This window comes from Flavobacterium limi, assembly GCF_010645075.1.
In the GTDB taxonomy this organism is placed as follows: Bacteria; Bacteroidota; Bacteroidia; order Flavobacteriales; family Flavobacteriaceae; genus Flavobacterium; species Flavobacterium limi.
In genome coordinates this window covers 106,760-123,690 of the sequence record NZ_JAADZV010000007.1, presented here as the reverse complement: position 1 = coordinate 123,690, position 16,931 = coordinate 106,760, and the positions used below count along the sequence as shown (strand labels likewise).

At 35.3% G+C, this 16,931-nt stretch carries 14 protein-coding genes; 6 read left to right on the top strand and 8 right to left on the bottom strand.

All coding sequences use genetic code 11. From position 1 onward, the window contains the following. Positions 1-97 precede the first annotated feature (97 nt). The 5 genes from GXM16_RS15220 to GXM16_RS15200 all read right to left on the bottom strand — a co-directional run bounded on the left by GXM16_RS15220 (position 98) and on the right by GXM16_RS15200 (position 5,461). Positions 98-1,375: an MFS transporter gene (locus GXM16_RS15220; RefSeq protein ID WP_163395345.1), complete on the bottom strand. Its 1,278-nt coding sequence runs from the start codon at positions 1,373-1,375 to the stop codon at positions 98-100. Continuing rightward, on the bottom strand, positions 1,365-3,065 hold the full coding sequence (recJ, locus tag GXM16_RS15215) for a single-stranded-DNA-specific exonuclease RecJ (protein WP_163395344.1): 1,701 nt from the start codon (positions 3,063-3,065) through the stop codon (positions 1,365-1,367). Before recJ ends, GXM16_RS15220 begins: the two co-directional genes overlap by 11 nt. Positions 3,066-3,206: 141 nt before the next feature. Continuing rightward, on the bottom strand, positions 3,207-3,551 hold the full coding sequence (locus GXM16_RS15210; protein WP_163395343.1) for a HopJ type III effector protein: 345 nt from the start codon (positions 3,549-3,551) through the stop codon (positions 3,207-3,209). A gap of 141 nt (positions 3,552-3,692) precedes the next feature. Further along, positions 3,693-4,412 (bottom strand): 16S rRNA (cytidine(1402)-2'-O)-methyltransferase, encoded by a 720-nt coding sequence (rsmI, locus tag GXM16_RS15205; protein WP_163395342.1) that lies wholly within the window; start codon positions 4,410-4,412, stop codon positions 3,693-3,695. A gap of 32 nt (positions 4,413-4,444) precedes the next feature. Continuing rightward, entirely contained in the window at positions 4,445-5,461 is a 1,017-nt protein-coding gene (locus GXM16_RS15200) for a hypothetical protein (RefSeq protein ID WP_163395341.1), read from the bottom strand. Between the two features lie 230 nt (positions 5,462-5,691). Between GXM16_RS15200 and GXM16_RS15195 the strand changes: the two genes are divergently transcribed. Together GXM16_RS15195 and GXM16_RS15190 are read left to right on the top strand one after the other, a co-directional pair. Next, positions 5,692-6,282, top strand: coding sequence for a thymidine kinase (locus GXM16_RS15195; protein ID WP_163395517.1), 591 nt, complete (start codon positions 5,692-5,694; stop codon positions 6,280-6,282). A 34-nt stretch (positions 6,283-6,316) separates the two neighbouring features. Continuing rightward, positions 6,317-6,736, top strand: coding sequence for a hypothetical protein (locus GXM16_RS15190; RefSeq protein WP_163395340.1), 420 nt, complete (start codon positions 6,317-6,319; stop codon positions 6,734-6,736). A 65-nt stretch (positions 6,737-6,801) separates the two neighbouring features. Here the strand turns inward: GXM16_RS15190 and rpoN are convergent, their stop codons facing one another. The 3 genes from rpoN to GXM16_RS15175 all read right to left on the bottom strand — a co-directional run bounded on the left by rpoN (position 6,802) and on the right by GXM16_RS15175 (position 12,466). Beyond that, the gene (rpoN, locus tag GXM16_RS15185) at positions 6,802-8,256 is read right to left on the bottom strand and encodes an RNA polymerase factor sigma-54 (RefSeq protein WP_163395339.1); all 1,455 of its coding nucleotides are present in this window, start codon (positions 8,254-8,256) and stop codon (positions 6,802-6,804) included. A 91-nt stretch (positions 8,257-8,347) separates the two neighbouring features. Continuing rightward, positions 8,348-9,793, bottom strand: coding sequence for an asparagine--tRNA ligase (gene asnS / locus GXM16_RS15180; protein ID WP_163395338.1), 1,446 nt, complete (start codon positions 9,791-9,793; stop codon positions 8,348-8,350). 306 nt (positions 9,794-10,099) lie between these two features. Then, positions 10,100-12,466: an efflux RND transporter permease subunit gene (locus tag GXM16_RS15175; RefSeq protein WP_163395337.1), complete on the bottom strand. Its 2,367-nt coding sequence runs from the start codon at positions 12,464-12,466 to the stop codon at positions 10,100-10,102. Between the two features lie 176 nt (positions 12,467-12,642). On the opposite strand from GXM16_RS15175, the gene GXM16_RS15170 reads away from it, so the two are divergent. The 4 genes from GXM16_RS15170 (at position 12,643) to GXM16_RS15155 (ending at position 16,867) form a co-directional block, all read left to right on the top strand. Next, the gene (locus tag GXM16_RS15170; RefSeq protein ID WP_163395336.1) at positions 12,643-12,972 is read left to right on the top strand and encodes a DMT family transporter; all 330 of its coding nucleotides are present in this window, start codon (positions 12,643-12,645) and stop codon (positions 12,970-12,972) included. A gap of 69 nt (positions 12,973-13,041) precedes the next feature. Further along, positions 13,042-13,803 (top strand): sensor histidine kinase, encoded by a 762-nt coding sequence (locus GXM16_RS15165; RefSeq protein ID WP_163395335.1) that lies wholly within the window; start codon positions 13,042-13,044, stop codon positions 13,801-13,803. Continuing rightward, complete coding sequence (locus GXM16_RS15160; RefSeq protein ID WP_163395334.1) at positions 13,766-14,485, top strand: LytR/AlgR family response regulator transcription factor; 720 nt, start codon at positions 13,766-13,768, stop codon at positions 14,483-14,485. The genes GXM16_RS15165 and GXM16_RS15160 overlap by 38 nt, the downstream gene beginning before the upstream one ends. A 111-nt stretch (positions 14,486-14,596) precedes the next feature. Beyond that, a complete protein-coding gene (locus tag GXM16_RS15155; RefSeq protein ID WP_163395333.1) occupies positions 14,597-16,867 on the top strand; it encodes a cation:proton antiporter in 2,271 nt (756 codons plus the stop codon). The last annotated feature ends 64 nt before the right edge of the window (positions 16,868-16,931 follow it).

The following is a 16,931-nucleotide window of genomic DNA, read 5'->3' as shown; positions in this document are numbered from 1 at the left end:
ATAAGATTAAAATTGAATTCTATTTTATCCAATTTTTAACTTTTTGTAGGAATTGTTGTATTGTGAATTAAATAGGTAATGTAAATGAATTTGATTACTACAGTTTATTATGATCTTCCATATCTCTGTTTAGATCCAAATTTCTAAATGTTGGTGATTTAAGTGCGGTTACAATAACCGTTAAAAGCGTTACACTTCCACCAAAAACAACTGAAGTTACCGTTCCCATTAATTTGGCAGTCGCGCCGCTTTCAAAAGCACCCAATTCATTAGAAGATCCAACAAAAATTGAATTTACAGCACCAACACGACCACGCATATGATCCGGCGTTTTAAGCTGTAAAATCGTCTGACGAATAACAACCGAAATTCCGTCGGCAAGACCACTCAAAAATAAAGCGAAAACAGAAAGCCAGAAATAAGTTGAAAGGCCAAATAAAATGATTGACAATCCAAAAACAAATATGGCTGCTAAAAGTTTCTTTCCTGCATTTTTATTTAAAGGTACATAAGCAGAAACGAGTACTGTAATGAAAGATCCTACTGCAGGAGCGGCTCTTAAGATACCAAAACCTTCAGAACCCACTTTTAAAATATCCTGAGCAAAAACAGGCAATAATGCCACGGCTCCTCCAAAAAGTACCGCAATCATATCAAGCGACAACGCACCTAAAACAATCTGGTTTTTGAATACAAAAGTCAAACCTTCAGTGAGACTGTCTTTTATAGATTCTCCAATTTTCGGATTTAAGATTGGTTTTTGACTGATTTGCGATAAGGCAATTAAGGAAAGAATAGAAAATCCGAATACCAGACACATAGACCAGTGAACGCCAATCCAGTTAATTGAAAACCCTGCCAATGCAGGGCCCATAACGGCTCCAATCTGCCAAACTGTACTGCTCCAGGTTGCCGCATTTGGATATGCTTTTTTAGGAATAATCAATGATAAAAGAGAGAAAATAGTTGGTCCCATAAAAGAACGAACAATTCCGCCCACGAAGACAAGAGCATAAATGGAATATAAAATGTAATCTTTAGACCAATCTCCAACAACTTTTGGCCAGGTTAATAAGAAAAGCCCAAAACTAATTACTGAAAACCCTAAAATACATTTTACCAATAATCCTTTCTTTTCTCTCTGATCGACAATATGGCCTGCAAACAAAGCCATTGAAACGGCAGGAATAATTTCCATCAAACCAATAAAACCTAAGGAGAGTGGATCTTTTGTCAAACTGTACACTTCCCATTCAATTACAATAAATTGCATCGACCAGGCAAAAACCATGGCAAAACGTAATAGTAAAAACACATTAAATTCTCTATAGCGCAGGGCCTGATAAGGGTCGTTTTTATTTTCCTTATTTTTCATTTGTTCTAATATCTTTTAGCATCAGCTGAGTTGAGATGTTTCCGTTCCATTCATTTTCAGCAATGCAGTATGCCAGTTGAAACGGATTTTGATTTTGTACAATATTTATTTTTTTTCCGAGTCCAAAACCAATCGCGGCTATTCCATCAGAGTTATTTTGTTTTGCAAAAAGCCTTAAATGCTCTTCTTCTGAACCAAGAGTTTTGGCATATCCTGTATCTTTTGCATTTCGTGTCATAAATACAGGTGTCATATTTTGTGGGCCAAAAGGTTCAAATTGTTTTAGAATCCGGATTAATTTTGGAGTAATATCTGCGAAATTAATCTCGGCATCAATTTCGATTTCCGGAGTCCGCATATCGGGATGAATAGTTTCTTCGACGCATTTCTCAAAAGCGGCTTTGAAAGCAAGATAATTTTCAGCCTTTAAAGTCATTCCGGCTGCGTACATATGACCTCCAAATTGCTCGAGATGCTCTGAACAGTTATCTAATGCATTATAGACATCAAATCCTTTTACAGATCTTGCCGAGGCAGCATATTTATCTCCGCTTTTAGTGAAAACCAAGGTCGGGCGATAATAAGTTTCAATTAATCTTGAAGCTACAATTCCTATAACGCCTTTGTGCCAGTCTTCCTGAAAAACAACCGTTGAAAATCTTTCTTCTTCGTTGTTTTCTATAATTTGCTGAAAAGCTTCTTTGGTGATTTTTTTATCTAAATCTTTTCGGTCTGCGTTGTATTGCTCAATTTCGGATGCAAATTGCTGAGCCTGTTCAAAATCAAATTCGGTTAACAATTCCACAGCATGATTACCGTGTTTGATTCTTCCTGCGGCATTAATTCTTGGCGAAATGATAAAAACAACATCGGTAATATCAAGCACTTTCTTTTTTACCTGATGAACGAGGGCTTTAATTCCGGGTCTTGGTTCGCTGTTGATTACCTTTAAACCAAAATAAGCCAGAACACGGTTTTCGCCCGTAATCGGAACGATATCTGCGGCAATTGCAGTGGCAACTAAATCCAGATACGGAACCAGATCTTCTATCGTTTCATTTCGGTTTTGGCCTAAGGCCTGAATCAGTTTAAAACCAACGCCACAGCCGCACAATTCATCGTAAGGGTAAGAGCAGTCTTCTCTTTTCGGATCTAAAACGGCAACGGCATCCGGGAGAAATTCGCCTGGACGGTGGTGATCGCAAACTATGAAATCGATGTTTTTGGCTTTCGCGTAGGCGATATGATCGATTGATTTTATTCCACAGTCTAAAGCAATAATTAAAGAAAATCCGTTATCGTCTGCAAAGTCAATTCCTTTATACGAGATTCCGTAACCTTCGTCGTAACGGTCCGGAATGTAAGTCGCAATATTTGGGTAATGGGATTTTAAATACGAAGAAACCAAAGAAACAGCAGTTGTTCCGTCAACATCATAATCACCGAAAACCAGAATGTTTTCCTGATTTTCAATTGCCGATTCGATTCGTGCAACGGCTTTATCCATATCTTTCATTAGAAACGGATCATGAAGATGTTCTAATGAAGGGCGAAAGAAATTCTTAGCATCTTCAAAAGTTTCAATTCCACGCTGAATCAATAACGTGGCTACAAAATCTTCTACATTTAAGGCTTGTGCCAAATGTTTGATTTTTTCTTCAGAAGGTTTTTGTTTTAAGGTCCAGCGCATTATTGATTGTAGATTGTTGATTTTAGATTTTAGTCCCGATGGCTATCGGGACTAAAAACGTTTAATTTGTGGTTGAATATTTTGTGTTTGGCTTTTTCAGAATTTTAATTATTTCAGAATGTGGAATTCTAAAATCTAAAATTATTTTGCTTCTAAAGCATTTCCTTCAAACTGAATGCCGTCCCAGCCTAAGTTGATGAAGTTTCTAATGTTTTGGTGGTTTGTTCCGTTTGGATCGCCTAAAACTTCTTCAAAATAAAAAGCGCCAAAACAGGCTAATGTTTCTTCTTTACTTAAATTCTGCAATTTTGCGAAAGAAAATAATTTACAGGAACCTGAATTTTCTCCTGCAGCATTATGTTGTGTTCCGTTTTGAAAAGCAGTTGGAGTAAAGTTGTAGTTTTCTTCAATTACTGCAATAGTTTCAGGAAATGTTACTTGTGTTGGAGTTTGTTTTACTTTTTCTAAAAAGGCTTGAATGCTCATGATATATTATTTGATGTTTTTTTGCCACGAATTTCACTAATTAATTCGTGCTAATTTGTGAAATTACTTCGCCTGTGCGCTATAGTTCGGGTCGTGGCGGCTCTTCTTTATTTAATTTTTCTAATTTTTGGTTAAAAATATTTATTCCTCTTCGTTTTTTGAATATTTACTTTTCTTTGCTTCTTTTTCAAATACTTTCCCAGCAACAACCACAACGATTTCTCCTCTCGGAGCTGTTTTTTCAAAATGCGCTAAAACTTCTTTGGCAGTTCCGCGTACGTTTTCCTCGTGCAGTTTTGATAATTCACGAGAAACGCAAACTTGCCGGTCTTCCCCAAAATACTGAATAAACTCACTTAAAGTTTTGACCAGTTTATGTGGTGAAACATACAAAATCATCGTCCGGGTTTCTTCGGCCAAAGCCAAAAATCGCGTCTGACGTCCTTTTTTCTCCGGGAGGAAACCTTCAAAAACAAATTTGTCGTTTGGAAGTCCGCTGTTTACTAAAGCGGGAACAAAAGCCGTTGCGCCTGGAAGACATTCTACCTCAATTTTATTTTCGACACAGGCACGGGTCAATAAAAATCCGGGATCTGAAATCGCCGGAGTTCCTGCATCTGAAATTAAAGCGATGGTCTCACCGGCTTTCAGGCGGGCAATTAAATTTTCGGTTGTTTTATGCTCGTTGTGCATGTGATGGCTGTGCATGTGCGTGCCAATTTCAAAATGCTTCAGGAGTTTACCGCTCGTTCTGGTGTCTTCGGCCAAAATCAGATCGACTTCTTTCAGAATCCGGATGGCTCTGAAAGTCATGTCCTCAAGATTGCCGATTGGCGTTGGAACGATATATAATTTAGACATAGTTTCTTTGTGAAATGTGAAATGAAAAAAGCTTATGAGAATTTTTTCTCGATAATTCCCAGAAAACGCTCTTCATAATCTTCTTTACCCTGCCAGTCATTATAATCTGGTTTTACCATGGTATCAATGAATTCTTTTGCTTCACTAAAATTGTCGAATGTCAATAGCTGATTTAAAACGCGGCTGTAATCTTCAGTACTGTTTCCGAAAAGATTTTTGGTAAAGGCTATACGATCATTCAGATCAATATGGAAACCTTTTGCCAGTTTTTCGTTTAACGGAACAGTTTTAGGTTTTACAGGTTCTGCAATTGCAGCCTGAACAGGCGCCTGCTTCTCCTGAAATTCACTTATTGAGGCTGTAGGAGCAGAAGCAATATCTTTAACATCATCTAGCTTTACGAATTGTGCTTCAGCATAATTAACACCTAAAATGTCCTCAAGAGAAATAGAAACAGCATCTGATTTTGCAGGAGTTACTACTTTGGGTTCTTCTGCTTTAATTTCTTCTTTTTCTAATTCAAAAGCAGGTTTAAAATCCGGAATTGGTTTTAAATCGCTTACTGTTTTAAAAGAGAATTCTTCAACAGGTTCTGTTTCTTTTTTGTTTTCAGCAACAGGTTCTTCAATTTTTGCAGCAATCTTCTCGACCACTTCTACGGGAATATCGACTATTGTTTCTTTTTGCGCAGTAACTTTTGGAACTTCAGCAACGACTTCAATCGGAGTTGCTTCAATAATTTCAGGTTCGGAAATAACTTCTGCTTCAGTTACAGTTTCTTCAACAACAGCCGGAACTGTTTCTTCAGCGTTAATTTCTGCAGGAAGATTTTCATCTTTGTCAAAAATAGTTGCAATCTGAGATTCTATTTCGCTGTATCCGATAGTGGGTTTTATATCGTCAAAATTTTCGTCTACAAATTTTAAAACCGCTAATTTTTCGTATAATTTCTGTGTTTCCAGATACAATTGATTGATATCGGATTTATTTTTAAGTTTTAAAATTCGATGTGCAATGCTGATTAAATCGGCTTCCAGTTTTTTTTTCATAACTATTGAAATTATAGTGAATAGGGTATTTTAGTATATTTTGAATGTTTTTTTGATTCGCGAAAGAAATTCGACTGATATTTATTTTCTGTTAATAAACGTGAGCGAATCTTCAATTTGATAAAAATTCTCTACTTTTGAAAAAGTGTAAAAGAACAATTTTTCACATCAGTTTATTACCAGTACAAAGTAATAAAAACTATTCATTTTTAAAGGTAGAAAAATACAAAATGTTTCTCGAAAATACAGTAAATCACAAAGAACAATTTGGATGGATTGAAGTTATTTGTGGATCAATGTTTTCGGGTAAAACCGAGGAGTTAATCCGCAGGCTCAAGCGCGCCCAGTTTGCCAAACAAAGAGTTGAAATCTTTAAACCTGCTATCGATACCCGATATCATGACGAAATGGTGGTATCTCATGATTCCAACGAAATTCGCTCAACACCCGTTCCCGCTGCTGCTAATATTGCGATTTTAGCTCAGGGATGTGATGTAATCGGAATTGATGAAGCCCAGTTTTTTGATGATGAAATCATAACTGTCTGTAATGACCTTGCGAATCAGGGAATCCGTGTTATTGTTGCCGGTCTGGATATGGATTTTAAAGGAAACCCATTCGGACCAATGCCGGGACTTATGGCTACAGCAGAGTATGTAACCAAGGTTCATGCAGTTTGTACCAGGACAGGAAATCTTGCCAATTACAGTTTCAGAAAAACCGATAATGATAAACTGGTGATGCTTGGTGAGACAGAAGAATACGAACCGCTTAGCCGAGGAGCGTATTTTAATGCAATGAAAAAGAATCAGGAGAAATAATATATCCCTAATCATAAGTCTCAACAAAACAAATATGAGAAAGCAGAATGTTCTATTTTTAACAATTATTATAATTGCGTTGGGAGCAGTAGGTTATTTTTATTTTTTTCTTGAAGAAAATGCTGAAGAAGTAAAGATTGAAGTAACTGAATTAGTTGGGAAATACAATAAAAATTGCCCATTAAAGATTCAGGAAGGAATTCGTTTAGACAGTGTAAGTTTACATGAAGAAAGAACTGTTCAGTACAATTTGACTTTGTTGAACGTTGTAAAAGAAACAGCAGAAATAGGTGTTATAAAAACAGAAATTGAAAAAAGCCTGATTAGTACAGCGAAAGCAAATCCCGGACTTCAGGTTTTTACTGACAATGATTATACATTGGTGTATAGTTATAGTGATAAAAAGAAAGCATTTTTGTTTAATGTGAAGATATTTCCGGATCAGTACAAATAATTTTAATACAAATAAAAACCCGACATAAAGTTTAATTTTGTCGGGTTTTCTATTTTATCAAAAAGCTAAATTTTCTTTCTCATTCTCGCAACCGGAATATCAAGCTGTTCACGGTATTTAGCAATAGTTCTTCTGGCAATCGGATACCCTTTTTCTTTTAAGATTTCAGCTAACTGATCGTCCGGAAGTGGTTTTCTTTTATCTTCTTCCTCAATAGTATTTTTAAGGATTTTTTTGATTTCCAAAGTTGAAACATCTTCTCCCTGATCATTTTTCATAGCTTCAGAGAAGAATTCTTTAATCAGTTTGGTTCCGTATGGTGTTTCGACATATTTACTGTTCGCAACTCGGGAAATTGTCGAGATATCTAAACCAACCATGTCTGCAATGTCTTTTAAGATCATTGGTTTTAGTTTGGTTTCATCGCCGTCTAAGAAAAATTCTTCCTGATAATGCATAATGGCGTTCATGGTTACAAAAAGAGTTTCCTGTCGTTGTCTGATCGCATCAATAAACCATTTGGCCGAATCCAGTTTTTGTTTAATAAACTGAACGGCATCTTTTTGCGCAGTCGATTTATCACGGGATTCTTTATAAGTCTGCATCATTTCCTGATAATCTTTAGAAACGTGCAGGGAAGGAGCATTACGCCCGTTTAAGGTTAGTTCTAACTCGCCATCTACAATTCGGATAGCAAAATCCGGAACTACATTTTCGGTGATTTTATTATTTCCCGTAAAAGATCCGCCCGGTTTTGGGTTCAGTCTTTCGATTTCGTGAATCGCCTTTTTAAGCTGTTCGTTCGAAACACTGTATTTCTGTAAAAGTTTATCGTAATGTTTCTTTGTAAAAGCATCAAACTGATTTTCGATAATGTCAATTGCTAAATCTACATATTCGGTTGGTGTTTTGTGCTTTAATTGCAATAAAAGACATTCCTGTAAATCACGCGCCCCAACTCCCGAAGGCTCCAATTCGTGAATTACATGCAGCATTTTTTCAACCATTGCTTCATCAGTGTAAATTCCCTGAGTGAAAGCCATATCGTCTACAATATCCGGAATACTTCTGCGGATATAGCCCATATCATCAATGCTTCCTACAAGAAATTCAGCGATTTCGCGCTCTTCATCGTTCAGAATAAAAGTATTCAGCTGATTGATCAAATCCTGATGAAAACTAATCGGCGAAGCAAAAGGCGTTTCGCGTTCTTCATCTTCACTATAATTATTGACTTGTGTTTTATAATCAGGCGTGTCGTCGTCGCTTAAGTATTCATCAATGTTAATATCGTCTGCCTCGATTCTGTCTGATTCCGCATAATCATCATATTCCTCATTAGTAAATTCGTCAGCTTCATATTCATCTTCCTGACCTGCTTCTAAAGCCGGATTTTCGTTCATTTCTTCTAATAAACGCTGTTCAAAAGCTTGCGTAGGCAATTGAATTAACTTCATCAGCTGGATTTGCTGAGGAGATAATTTCTGGGATAATTTTAAATTTAAAAATTGCTTTAGCATTAATGTTAATCGTTTATTTGTTTAATCGTTAAATCGTCGTTTCGTGAAAATCGGTTAACCGAATGAACGATTAACCGATTAAACTTATTTCTTAAAATTCAGCACTTCCAGGAGTTCTTGGGAAAGGAATTACGTCTCTAATGTTTGTCATTCCTGTAACAAACAATACCAAACGCTCAAATCCTAAACCGAAACCTGCGTGTGTTGCAGAACCAAATCTTCTGGTGTCTAAATACCAGTATAATTCTTCTTTGTCAATTCCAAGTGCTTCCATTTTCTGAACCAGAACATCGTAACGCTCTTCTCTTTCAGAACCACCAACGATTTCTCCAATTCCTGGGAAAAGGATGTCCATGGCACGAACTGTTTCTCTTCCTGGTTCTGTGTTGTCATTCAAACGCATGTAAAACGCTTTAATGTTTGCCGGATAATCGTATAAAATTACCGGGCATTTAAAGTGTTTCTCCACTAAATAACGTTCGTGCTCAGATTGTAAATCTGCTCCCCATTCGTTGATTAGGTAACTGAATTTCTTCTTTTTATTTGGAGTTGAATCTCTTAAAATATCAATTGCTTCCGTATAAGAAACACGTTTGAAGTTGTTTTCTAAAACAAAGTTTAGTTTTTCCAACAAACTCATTTCGCTTCTGTCTGCCTGTGGTTTAGATTTTTCTTCTTCCAAAAGTCTTCCTTCTAAGAATTTCAAATCGTCTTTACAGTTGTCTAAAGCATATTTAATAACATACTGAATAAAATCTTCAGCCAAATCCATATTGTCGTCCAAGTCGTTGAACGCAACTTCAGGCTCAATCATCCAGAATTCTGCCAGGTGACGGGAAGTGTTTGAGTTTTCTGCTCTAAACGTTGGTCCAAAAGTATAAATCTGACCCAAAGCCATTGCAAAAGTTTCTCCTTCTAACTGTCCGGAAACCGTTAAGTTGGTATGTTTTCCAAAGAAATCCTGTTTGAAATCAATGTTTCCTTCTTCATTTTTTGGAAGATTATCCAATGGTAAAGAAGTTACCTGGAACATTTCACCTGCACCTTCAGCATCAGCTCCGGTAATAATTGGCGTGTTTACATACACGAAACCTTTATCCTGAAAGTATTTGTGAACCGCATAAGACAATACCGAACGCACACGCATAATTGCACCAAAAGCATTTGTACGTACGCGCAGGTGAGCGTTTTCGCGTAAAAATTCTAAAGAGTGTTTTTTTGGCTGCATTGGGAATTTCTCAGCATCAGAATCTCCAAGGATTTCTAGTTTAGAAACCTGAATTTCATATTTCTGACCCGCACCTTTACTTTCTACCAAAGTTCCAAAAACAGAAACCGAAGCTCCGGTTGTGATTCTTTTTAAAGTCTCTTCTGGTGTATTTTCAAAATCAACTACACATTGAATATTATTAATCGTAGAACCGTCATTAAGCGCGATGAACTGATTATTTCTAAAAGTTCTCACCCAACCTTTTGCATTCACTTCCTGTAACGTCGTCGTACTGTTTAATAAGTCTCTAACTTTTGTGTGTTTCATTTTAATTTTAGATTTTTAGATTGCTGATTTTACATTCATATAAAATCAGTTTTTATATCGAATTGCAAATATAAACGATAATAATTAATTTTTGAAGCTGTTTCCTGCTATCTGCTATATCTTTTTCTTGCTAAAGGAGCAAGAAAAAGGATACCGCTTCTATCAGGGCTAGAGGATTCGTTTTAAAGAGAAGCTCTTTGTGTTTTACTTTTTCATTATTCGTATAAATTTATAAGCCACGAATTCACGAATAAAAAACAAATAATTCGTGAATTCGTGGCGAATTCCCTTATTTAGAATGGAAAATTATTTCTCCAAATTCTCCAATTCTTCTTTCTTAGTTTTCTTCTTTTCAAAAGTCAAAACCAATGAAGGCAGAACAACCAAATTAGCAAACATCGCAAAAACTAAAGTACAAGAAATCAATCCTCCTAAAGCGATTGTTCCGCTGAAACTTGATAAAGTGAAAGTTGCAAAACCTAAAATCAAAACTACAGAAGTATAGAATGTACTTACTCCGGTTTCTCTCAAAGCGCTGAAAACCGATTTTTTTACTTTTCCTTTGTTTTGAATCAGATCATGTTTGTATTTCGCCATAAACTGAATCGCATTGTCAACCGAGATTCCAAAAGCAATACTAAATACCAAAATAGTAGAAGGTTTAAGCGGAATTCCAAAATAACCCATTAATCCGGAAGTAATGCACAGCGGTAAAATATTCGTAATCAAAGAAGCTGCTACCATTTTGAAAGATCTAAACAAGTATAGCATTAAAATTGCAATCGTCGCAATTGCAAAAAGCAAGGATTCGATTAGGTTGTGTGCTAAATAAGTTGTTCCTTTCTGAAAAACCAGTGCTTTTCCGGTTATCGTAACTTCATAACGCTCTTTAGGGAAAATTTCATCGATTTTTTTACGCAGTTTTTGTTCTACAACAGCCATTTCATCGGTTCCGATGTCTTTCATGAAAGTAGTAATTCGGGCATATTGTCCAGTCGAATCCACGTAAGCCTTCATTAGGTTTTCCTTGCTGTTTTTGGTCGCATTTTTAGCATAACTCAAAATAAAAGTCTGTTCCTGCGAAGTTGGCAATTGGTAATATTCCGGGTTTCCGTTATAAAAAGCCTGTTTAGAATATTTTACCAGATTTACTACAGAAACCGGTTTTGCCAATTCCGGAATTTCTGCAATTGTATTTTGCAGTTCATCCATTTTACGAATTGTCGAAGCCTTCATAACTCCTTTTTTCTTTTTGGTGTCTACCATAATTTCAAGAGGCATCACTCCGTTGAATTCTTTTTCGTAAAATAAAATATCTTTAAAAAAAGAAGCTGTTTTTGGCATTTCTCCAATCAAACTGCCCGAAACTTTCATTTGCCTAACGCCATTTAAACTCACAAGAAACAGGACAGCGTAAATGCAATAAACGATTGTTTTTTTGCCTTTAACGATTGTTGTAACTGTGTTTAAAAGCGTCGAAATATAAGTTTTGTCTAAGTGATATAAATGTTTTGCTTTTGGCAAAGGCATGAAACTGTAAATAATCGGCACGATAAAAAGTGTCAAAGTATAAACAGAAAGTACGTTGATTGAAGTTACCAAACCAAATTCAAACAGTAATTCGTTTCCTGTAATCATCAAAGTTGCAAAACCAATCGCCGCAGTTAAATTGGTCATAAAAGTTGAATGCCCAATTTTGGAAATAACACGCTGTAACGCTTTTGCCTGATTGTTGTGCAATTTAATTTCCTGCTGGTATTTATTAATCAGGAAAATGCAGTTTGTGATTCCGATTACAATAATCAGCGGTGGAATAATAGCTGTTAAAATAGTGATTTTATAGCCAAACAACCCAAGCGTTCCAAATGACCACGTTACACCTACAATCAAAATAACAATCGAAATAAATGTAGCCCTGAATGAACGGAAAAAGAAAAAGAAAATCAGCGAAACGGTCAATAAAGATGCTCCGATAAACAACCCGATTTCACCCTTCATATCATCCGCATTGATTGTTCTGATGTATGGCATTCCGGAAACTTTTAAGTCAATACCGGTGGTTTTTTCGAATTTGTTGATTTTAGGAACTAAATTTTCAAGAATAAAAGTCTTTCTCCCTGCAGTGTTTACAAGATTTTTGTTCATATAAATTGCAGAACGTACACTTCCGCTTTCTTTGTTAAACAAAAGGCCTTCATAAAAAGGTAAATTATTAAACAATTCATGCTGAACATTTTTTAAATAAGCTGGATCAAGAGCTTTACTTTGGTCGATAAATGGGGATAAGACAAATTTTTCGTTAACAGTATCTTTTTCCAGTTTTTTCAAATCATTTAAAGAAACGACCAGATCAACTTCTTTCGATTTTTTTAAGCCTGTCATCAATTCATTCCAGGCGGCATAATTTTTTGGAGTAAAAAATCTTTTATCCTGAAAACCAATAACCACCAGATTTCCTTCTTCACCAAATTTGTCTAAGAATTTCTGATATTCTTTATTGGCAATATGATTTTTAGGAAGTAGGTTTGCTTCTGTATAAGTCATGGAGAGATTTCTCCATTGAAAACCAAAGAAAATAGTTAAAGCAGCAAGGAGAACTAAAATTGTAATTCTGTTTTTAAGTATGATTCGGGCTAGTTTTTCCCAAAAACCTACTTGTATAGTGTTTTTCATAAAATTTGTAAAATGGATGCAAATGTAGTGAAAAGTGTTAAAAATGATTAATAATCAGGGGCGTTTTTGAGATTTGTTAACATAAATTAACATTCATAATGTTTAGATAATTTAGAGATTGACTGTGATTTACATCAGCTTTTCTCATCTTTGTATTTAATTTTAAAAAGAATAAAATGAACTGGATTCTATTAATCATAGCCGGCCTTTTTGAAGTAGGTTTTGCATCTTGTTTGGGAAAAGCCAAAGAAACAACCGGAATTGTATCAACTTATTGGATGGCTGGTTTTTTTGTCTGTCTTTCAATCAGTATGATTTTGCTTTACAAGGCAACTCAGGTTTTGCCAATTGGTACAGCTTATGCTGTCTGGACAGGAATTGGTGCGGTTGGAACTGTTTTAGTTGGAATTTTGATTTTTAAAGAGCCTGCCACTTTCTGGCGGATATTTTTTCTTTCTACTTTGATTGCTTCGATTATTGGTCTTAAGTTTGTTTCGAGTCATTAAAAAATCAGCTAAAGATTATTAGAATTAATTATTTTTAATGTGTGAATCTCTGGCAAAAAATAAAAATTTATGCAGGAAAGCAATACTATAAATTTTATCTTCTTAGCAATTGTTTTATTGCTTATTGTCATCATTGGTTTTATGGTGTATCAATTAATGCAGTCTAAAAAAGCAAAAGAAAATGCTGAGGAAAGTTTTTATGCCCTTGAAAGAAAAGTAAATGACCTGCAATTAGAAAATTTAGAATCAAAACTCAATCCGCATTTGTTTAAGAATATTCTAAATTCGATTCAGTCACATGCCTATCAGACTTATTTTGCTTTGGATAAACTGGCCAATGTGCTGGATTATATTTTGTACGAAAGCAAAAAGAAATTTGTTACTGCCAAGGAAGAAATTGATTTTGCACTGAACCTGATCGAAATCAATAAAATTAAAATCAGTCCGCTTTTTGAGTTAAAGATAAAAACCAACATCAATAAAGAAGATAAATTGTATGAACAGCCTTTACTGGCACCCTTAATTTCGATCGATTTAATTGAAAATGCTTTTAAACATGCTGATCTGCAAAGCGCTGATGCCTTTATTTCGGTTGTGTTTGAGTTTAAGGACAATGCTTTCTTTATGACAGTTTCGAATAAAATTTCGGATAAAAAAGTTTTAAAAAAGGAACGAAGCGGTTTAGGAAATACAACATTGGAACACCGTTTAAGAATTATTTACAAAAACAATTTCAAACTAGAAAGGTTTACAGAAAATGATATTTATATTGCACATCTAAAAATAGATTTACTTGAATACAAAACTGAAATGCTTGCTTCTGGACGATGAGTTACCGGGATTAACGTACCTGAAAATGCTTTGCGAACAAATTCCCGAAGTTGAAATCGTAAAGACGTTTAATAATCCTGAAAAACTATTGACCGAAATTCCGGATCTCGAATTTGATTTGTTGATTTCAGATATCGAAATGCCAGGAATTGACGGATTGCATCTGGCTGAAATGATTCACAATAAACTCGTGATTTTTTGTACAGCTTATAAAGATTATGCCGCCGAAGCTTTTAATATTGATGCTGTAGATTATATTACAAAACCTGTAAAGCTGGAACGTCTGCAAAAAGCAATCTCAAAAGCTTTTGAGCGAATTAGCAAACCCGAAACAGCTAAAAAATTCATTCAGCTCAATACAGATAAAGGAAAAACCTTATTGTATTTTAATCAGATTCAGTATATTAAAACAGCCGTAAGCGATAGCCGTGATAAAACAGTTCTTTTGTCAGACGGAAGTTTTTTGAATTTAAAGAATGTGAAATTTGATACTCTTTTAAAAGAATTGCCGGAAACTGATTTCTGTCGTGTGAATAAAAAAGAAATTGTTGCAGTAAAAGCAATCAAATTCTTTAATCACAACGAAATTGTGCTGCATCATTTAGAAGAAAACAATAAAAATACTACGCTTTTGCTAAGTGAAACCTATCGTTCCGACTTTTTAAAAAAGGTCAAAATCTAACTTATTACAAAGTTTTTCAGACTTGTTACATAGATTGAAAATTAGCTCTGAATTTGCTTTTTCACTAGCTTTTCAGTGCAGATATTTGTCCCATAATTTAAAATACGGGTTATGAATAATATTAAAAATTCTTTATTCTACGTTACAGTCATTGGTGGTTTTACTGCTCTGATATACTGGATGATTTCAAAAGGGGCTTCGCTTGAAGCAGGTCGTGGAATCGTCCAGAAAAAAATTGAAAGCAATCACTGGAATGACTTTTTGCATTCAATGATTGAAAATCTACAGCATCCTCTGGCTATTTTGCTGGCTCAAATTGTAACCATTATCCTGGCAGCACGTTTATTTGGGTGGATTTTCAGGAAAATTGGACAGCCATCAGTTATCGGAGAGATGATTGCAGGAATTGTTTTGGGGCCTTCTTTGGTGGGGATGTACTTTCCCGAATTTTCAGCTGCTTTATTTCCGGCTGCATCTTTAGGGAATCTGCAGTTTCTAAGTCAGATTGGTTTGATACTTTTTATGTTTGTTATCGGAATGGAGCTGGATTTGAAAGTATTAAAAAATAAAGCACACGAATCTGTGGTAATCAGTCATGCGAGTATTGTGATTCCGTTTGCTTTAGGATTGACCCTGGCTTATTTTGTTTATGAAACTTTTGCGCCGCAGGGAGTAGCATTTTCTTCTTTCGGATTATTTATGGGAATAGCAATGAGTATTACTGCTTTTCCAGTTTTAGCGAGAATCGTTCAGGAAAGGGGAATGCAGAAAACCAAACTCGGAACTATTGCCATCACCTGTGCCGCAGCTGATGACATTACGGCCTGGTGTATTTTGGCAGTTGTAATTGCAATTGTAAAAGCCGGTTCACTTGCCAGTTCATTATATGTTATTGGATTAGCGATTTTATACGTAATCGTAATGTTGAAAATAGTTCGTCCGTTTCTTAAGCGTGTTGGAGATCTAAATTCAACCCGCGAGAGTCTGAACAAACCTGTGGTTGCTATTTTCTTTATAACACTTTTGTTTTCTTCTTATGCATCAGAATTAATCGGGATTCATGCTTTGTTTGGCGCTTTTTTAGCAGGAGCCATTATGCCGGAGAATAATAAATTCAGAAATATTTTTATTGAAAAAGTCGAAGACGTTTCTATTATCGTTTTGCTGCCTTTGTTTTTTGTATTTACAGGTTTACGTACACAGATTGGTTTACTTAACGATCCGTATTTATGGAAAGTTACAGCAGTAATTATAGCAGTTGCAGTTGCCGGAAAATTTTTTGGAAGTGCACTGGCTGCAAAATTTGTGGGACAAAACTGGAAAGACAGCTTGGCTATCGGAGCCTTAATGAATACACGTGGATTAATGGAACTGGTTGTCTTAAATATTGGTTATGATCTGGGAGTTTTGTCGACAGAGATTTTTACGATGATGGTCATTATGGCTCTGGTTACTACTTTTATGACAGGACCGGCCCTGGATTTTATTGGGTATATTTTTAAGGATAAACCAACAATAATTCCCCAGGAAATTGGAAATAAAAGCAAATACAAAATCCTGCTTTCGTTTGCGACTCCGGAAAGAGGTAAAAAACTTTTGCAGATTGCTAATAGTTTAGTGAAAAAACAAACCGACAATTCAATTGTTACGGCGATGCATTTATCGCTTAGTACTGAAATTCACTCTTTTGATGTTAAAGATCATGAACGCAAAATGCTGGTTCCGGTTATAGAAGAATCAGAACGTTTGAACCAGAATATGGTAAGTGTTTTTAAAGTAACCAATGATATTGATACAGATATTATAGATACAGCAAATCAGGGAGAATATGATTTGTTGCTGATAGGTCTGGGACAATCTATTTTTGAAGGAACCCTGCTTGGAAAAATCCTTGGCTTTACCTCCAGAATTGTAAATCCCGATCGGTTGATTGATAAGTTTACCGGAAAAGAAGGTCTGTTTGAGAACTCTCCTTTTGATGAAAGAACACGTCATATTATTTCCAAAACAAAAATGCCCGTTGGTATTTTTATTGACAAAGATCTAGATGAAGTGGATCGGATTTTTATGCCGATTTTCAGTGAGGAAGATTCTTTTTTAATTGATTATGCCAGAAAATTAATCAATAATAATGGCTCGCAAATTACAGTTCTGGATACCAGTGGTGAAGTAAAAAGTACAAGAAACATGCAGGAAAATATTCGCTCTATCGAGCAGATTGCACCAAACCATATTATGATTATGCACGACAGAACAATCAAAAAAGATTTTTTAGAAACTCAGAATTTAATGATTATAAGTTTAGACAGCTGGAAAAAATTAATTGAATCTCAAAGTATCTGGCTAAACAATACACCATCGGTTTTGATTTTGAAGCCATAAGTCTGATAAATTCCAAAATTTAAAAATTCCAAATCCCAATCATATAAAAATTGGAATTTGGAAT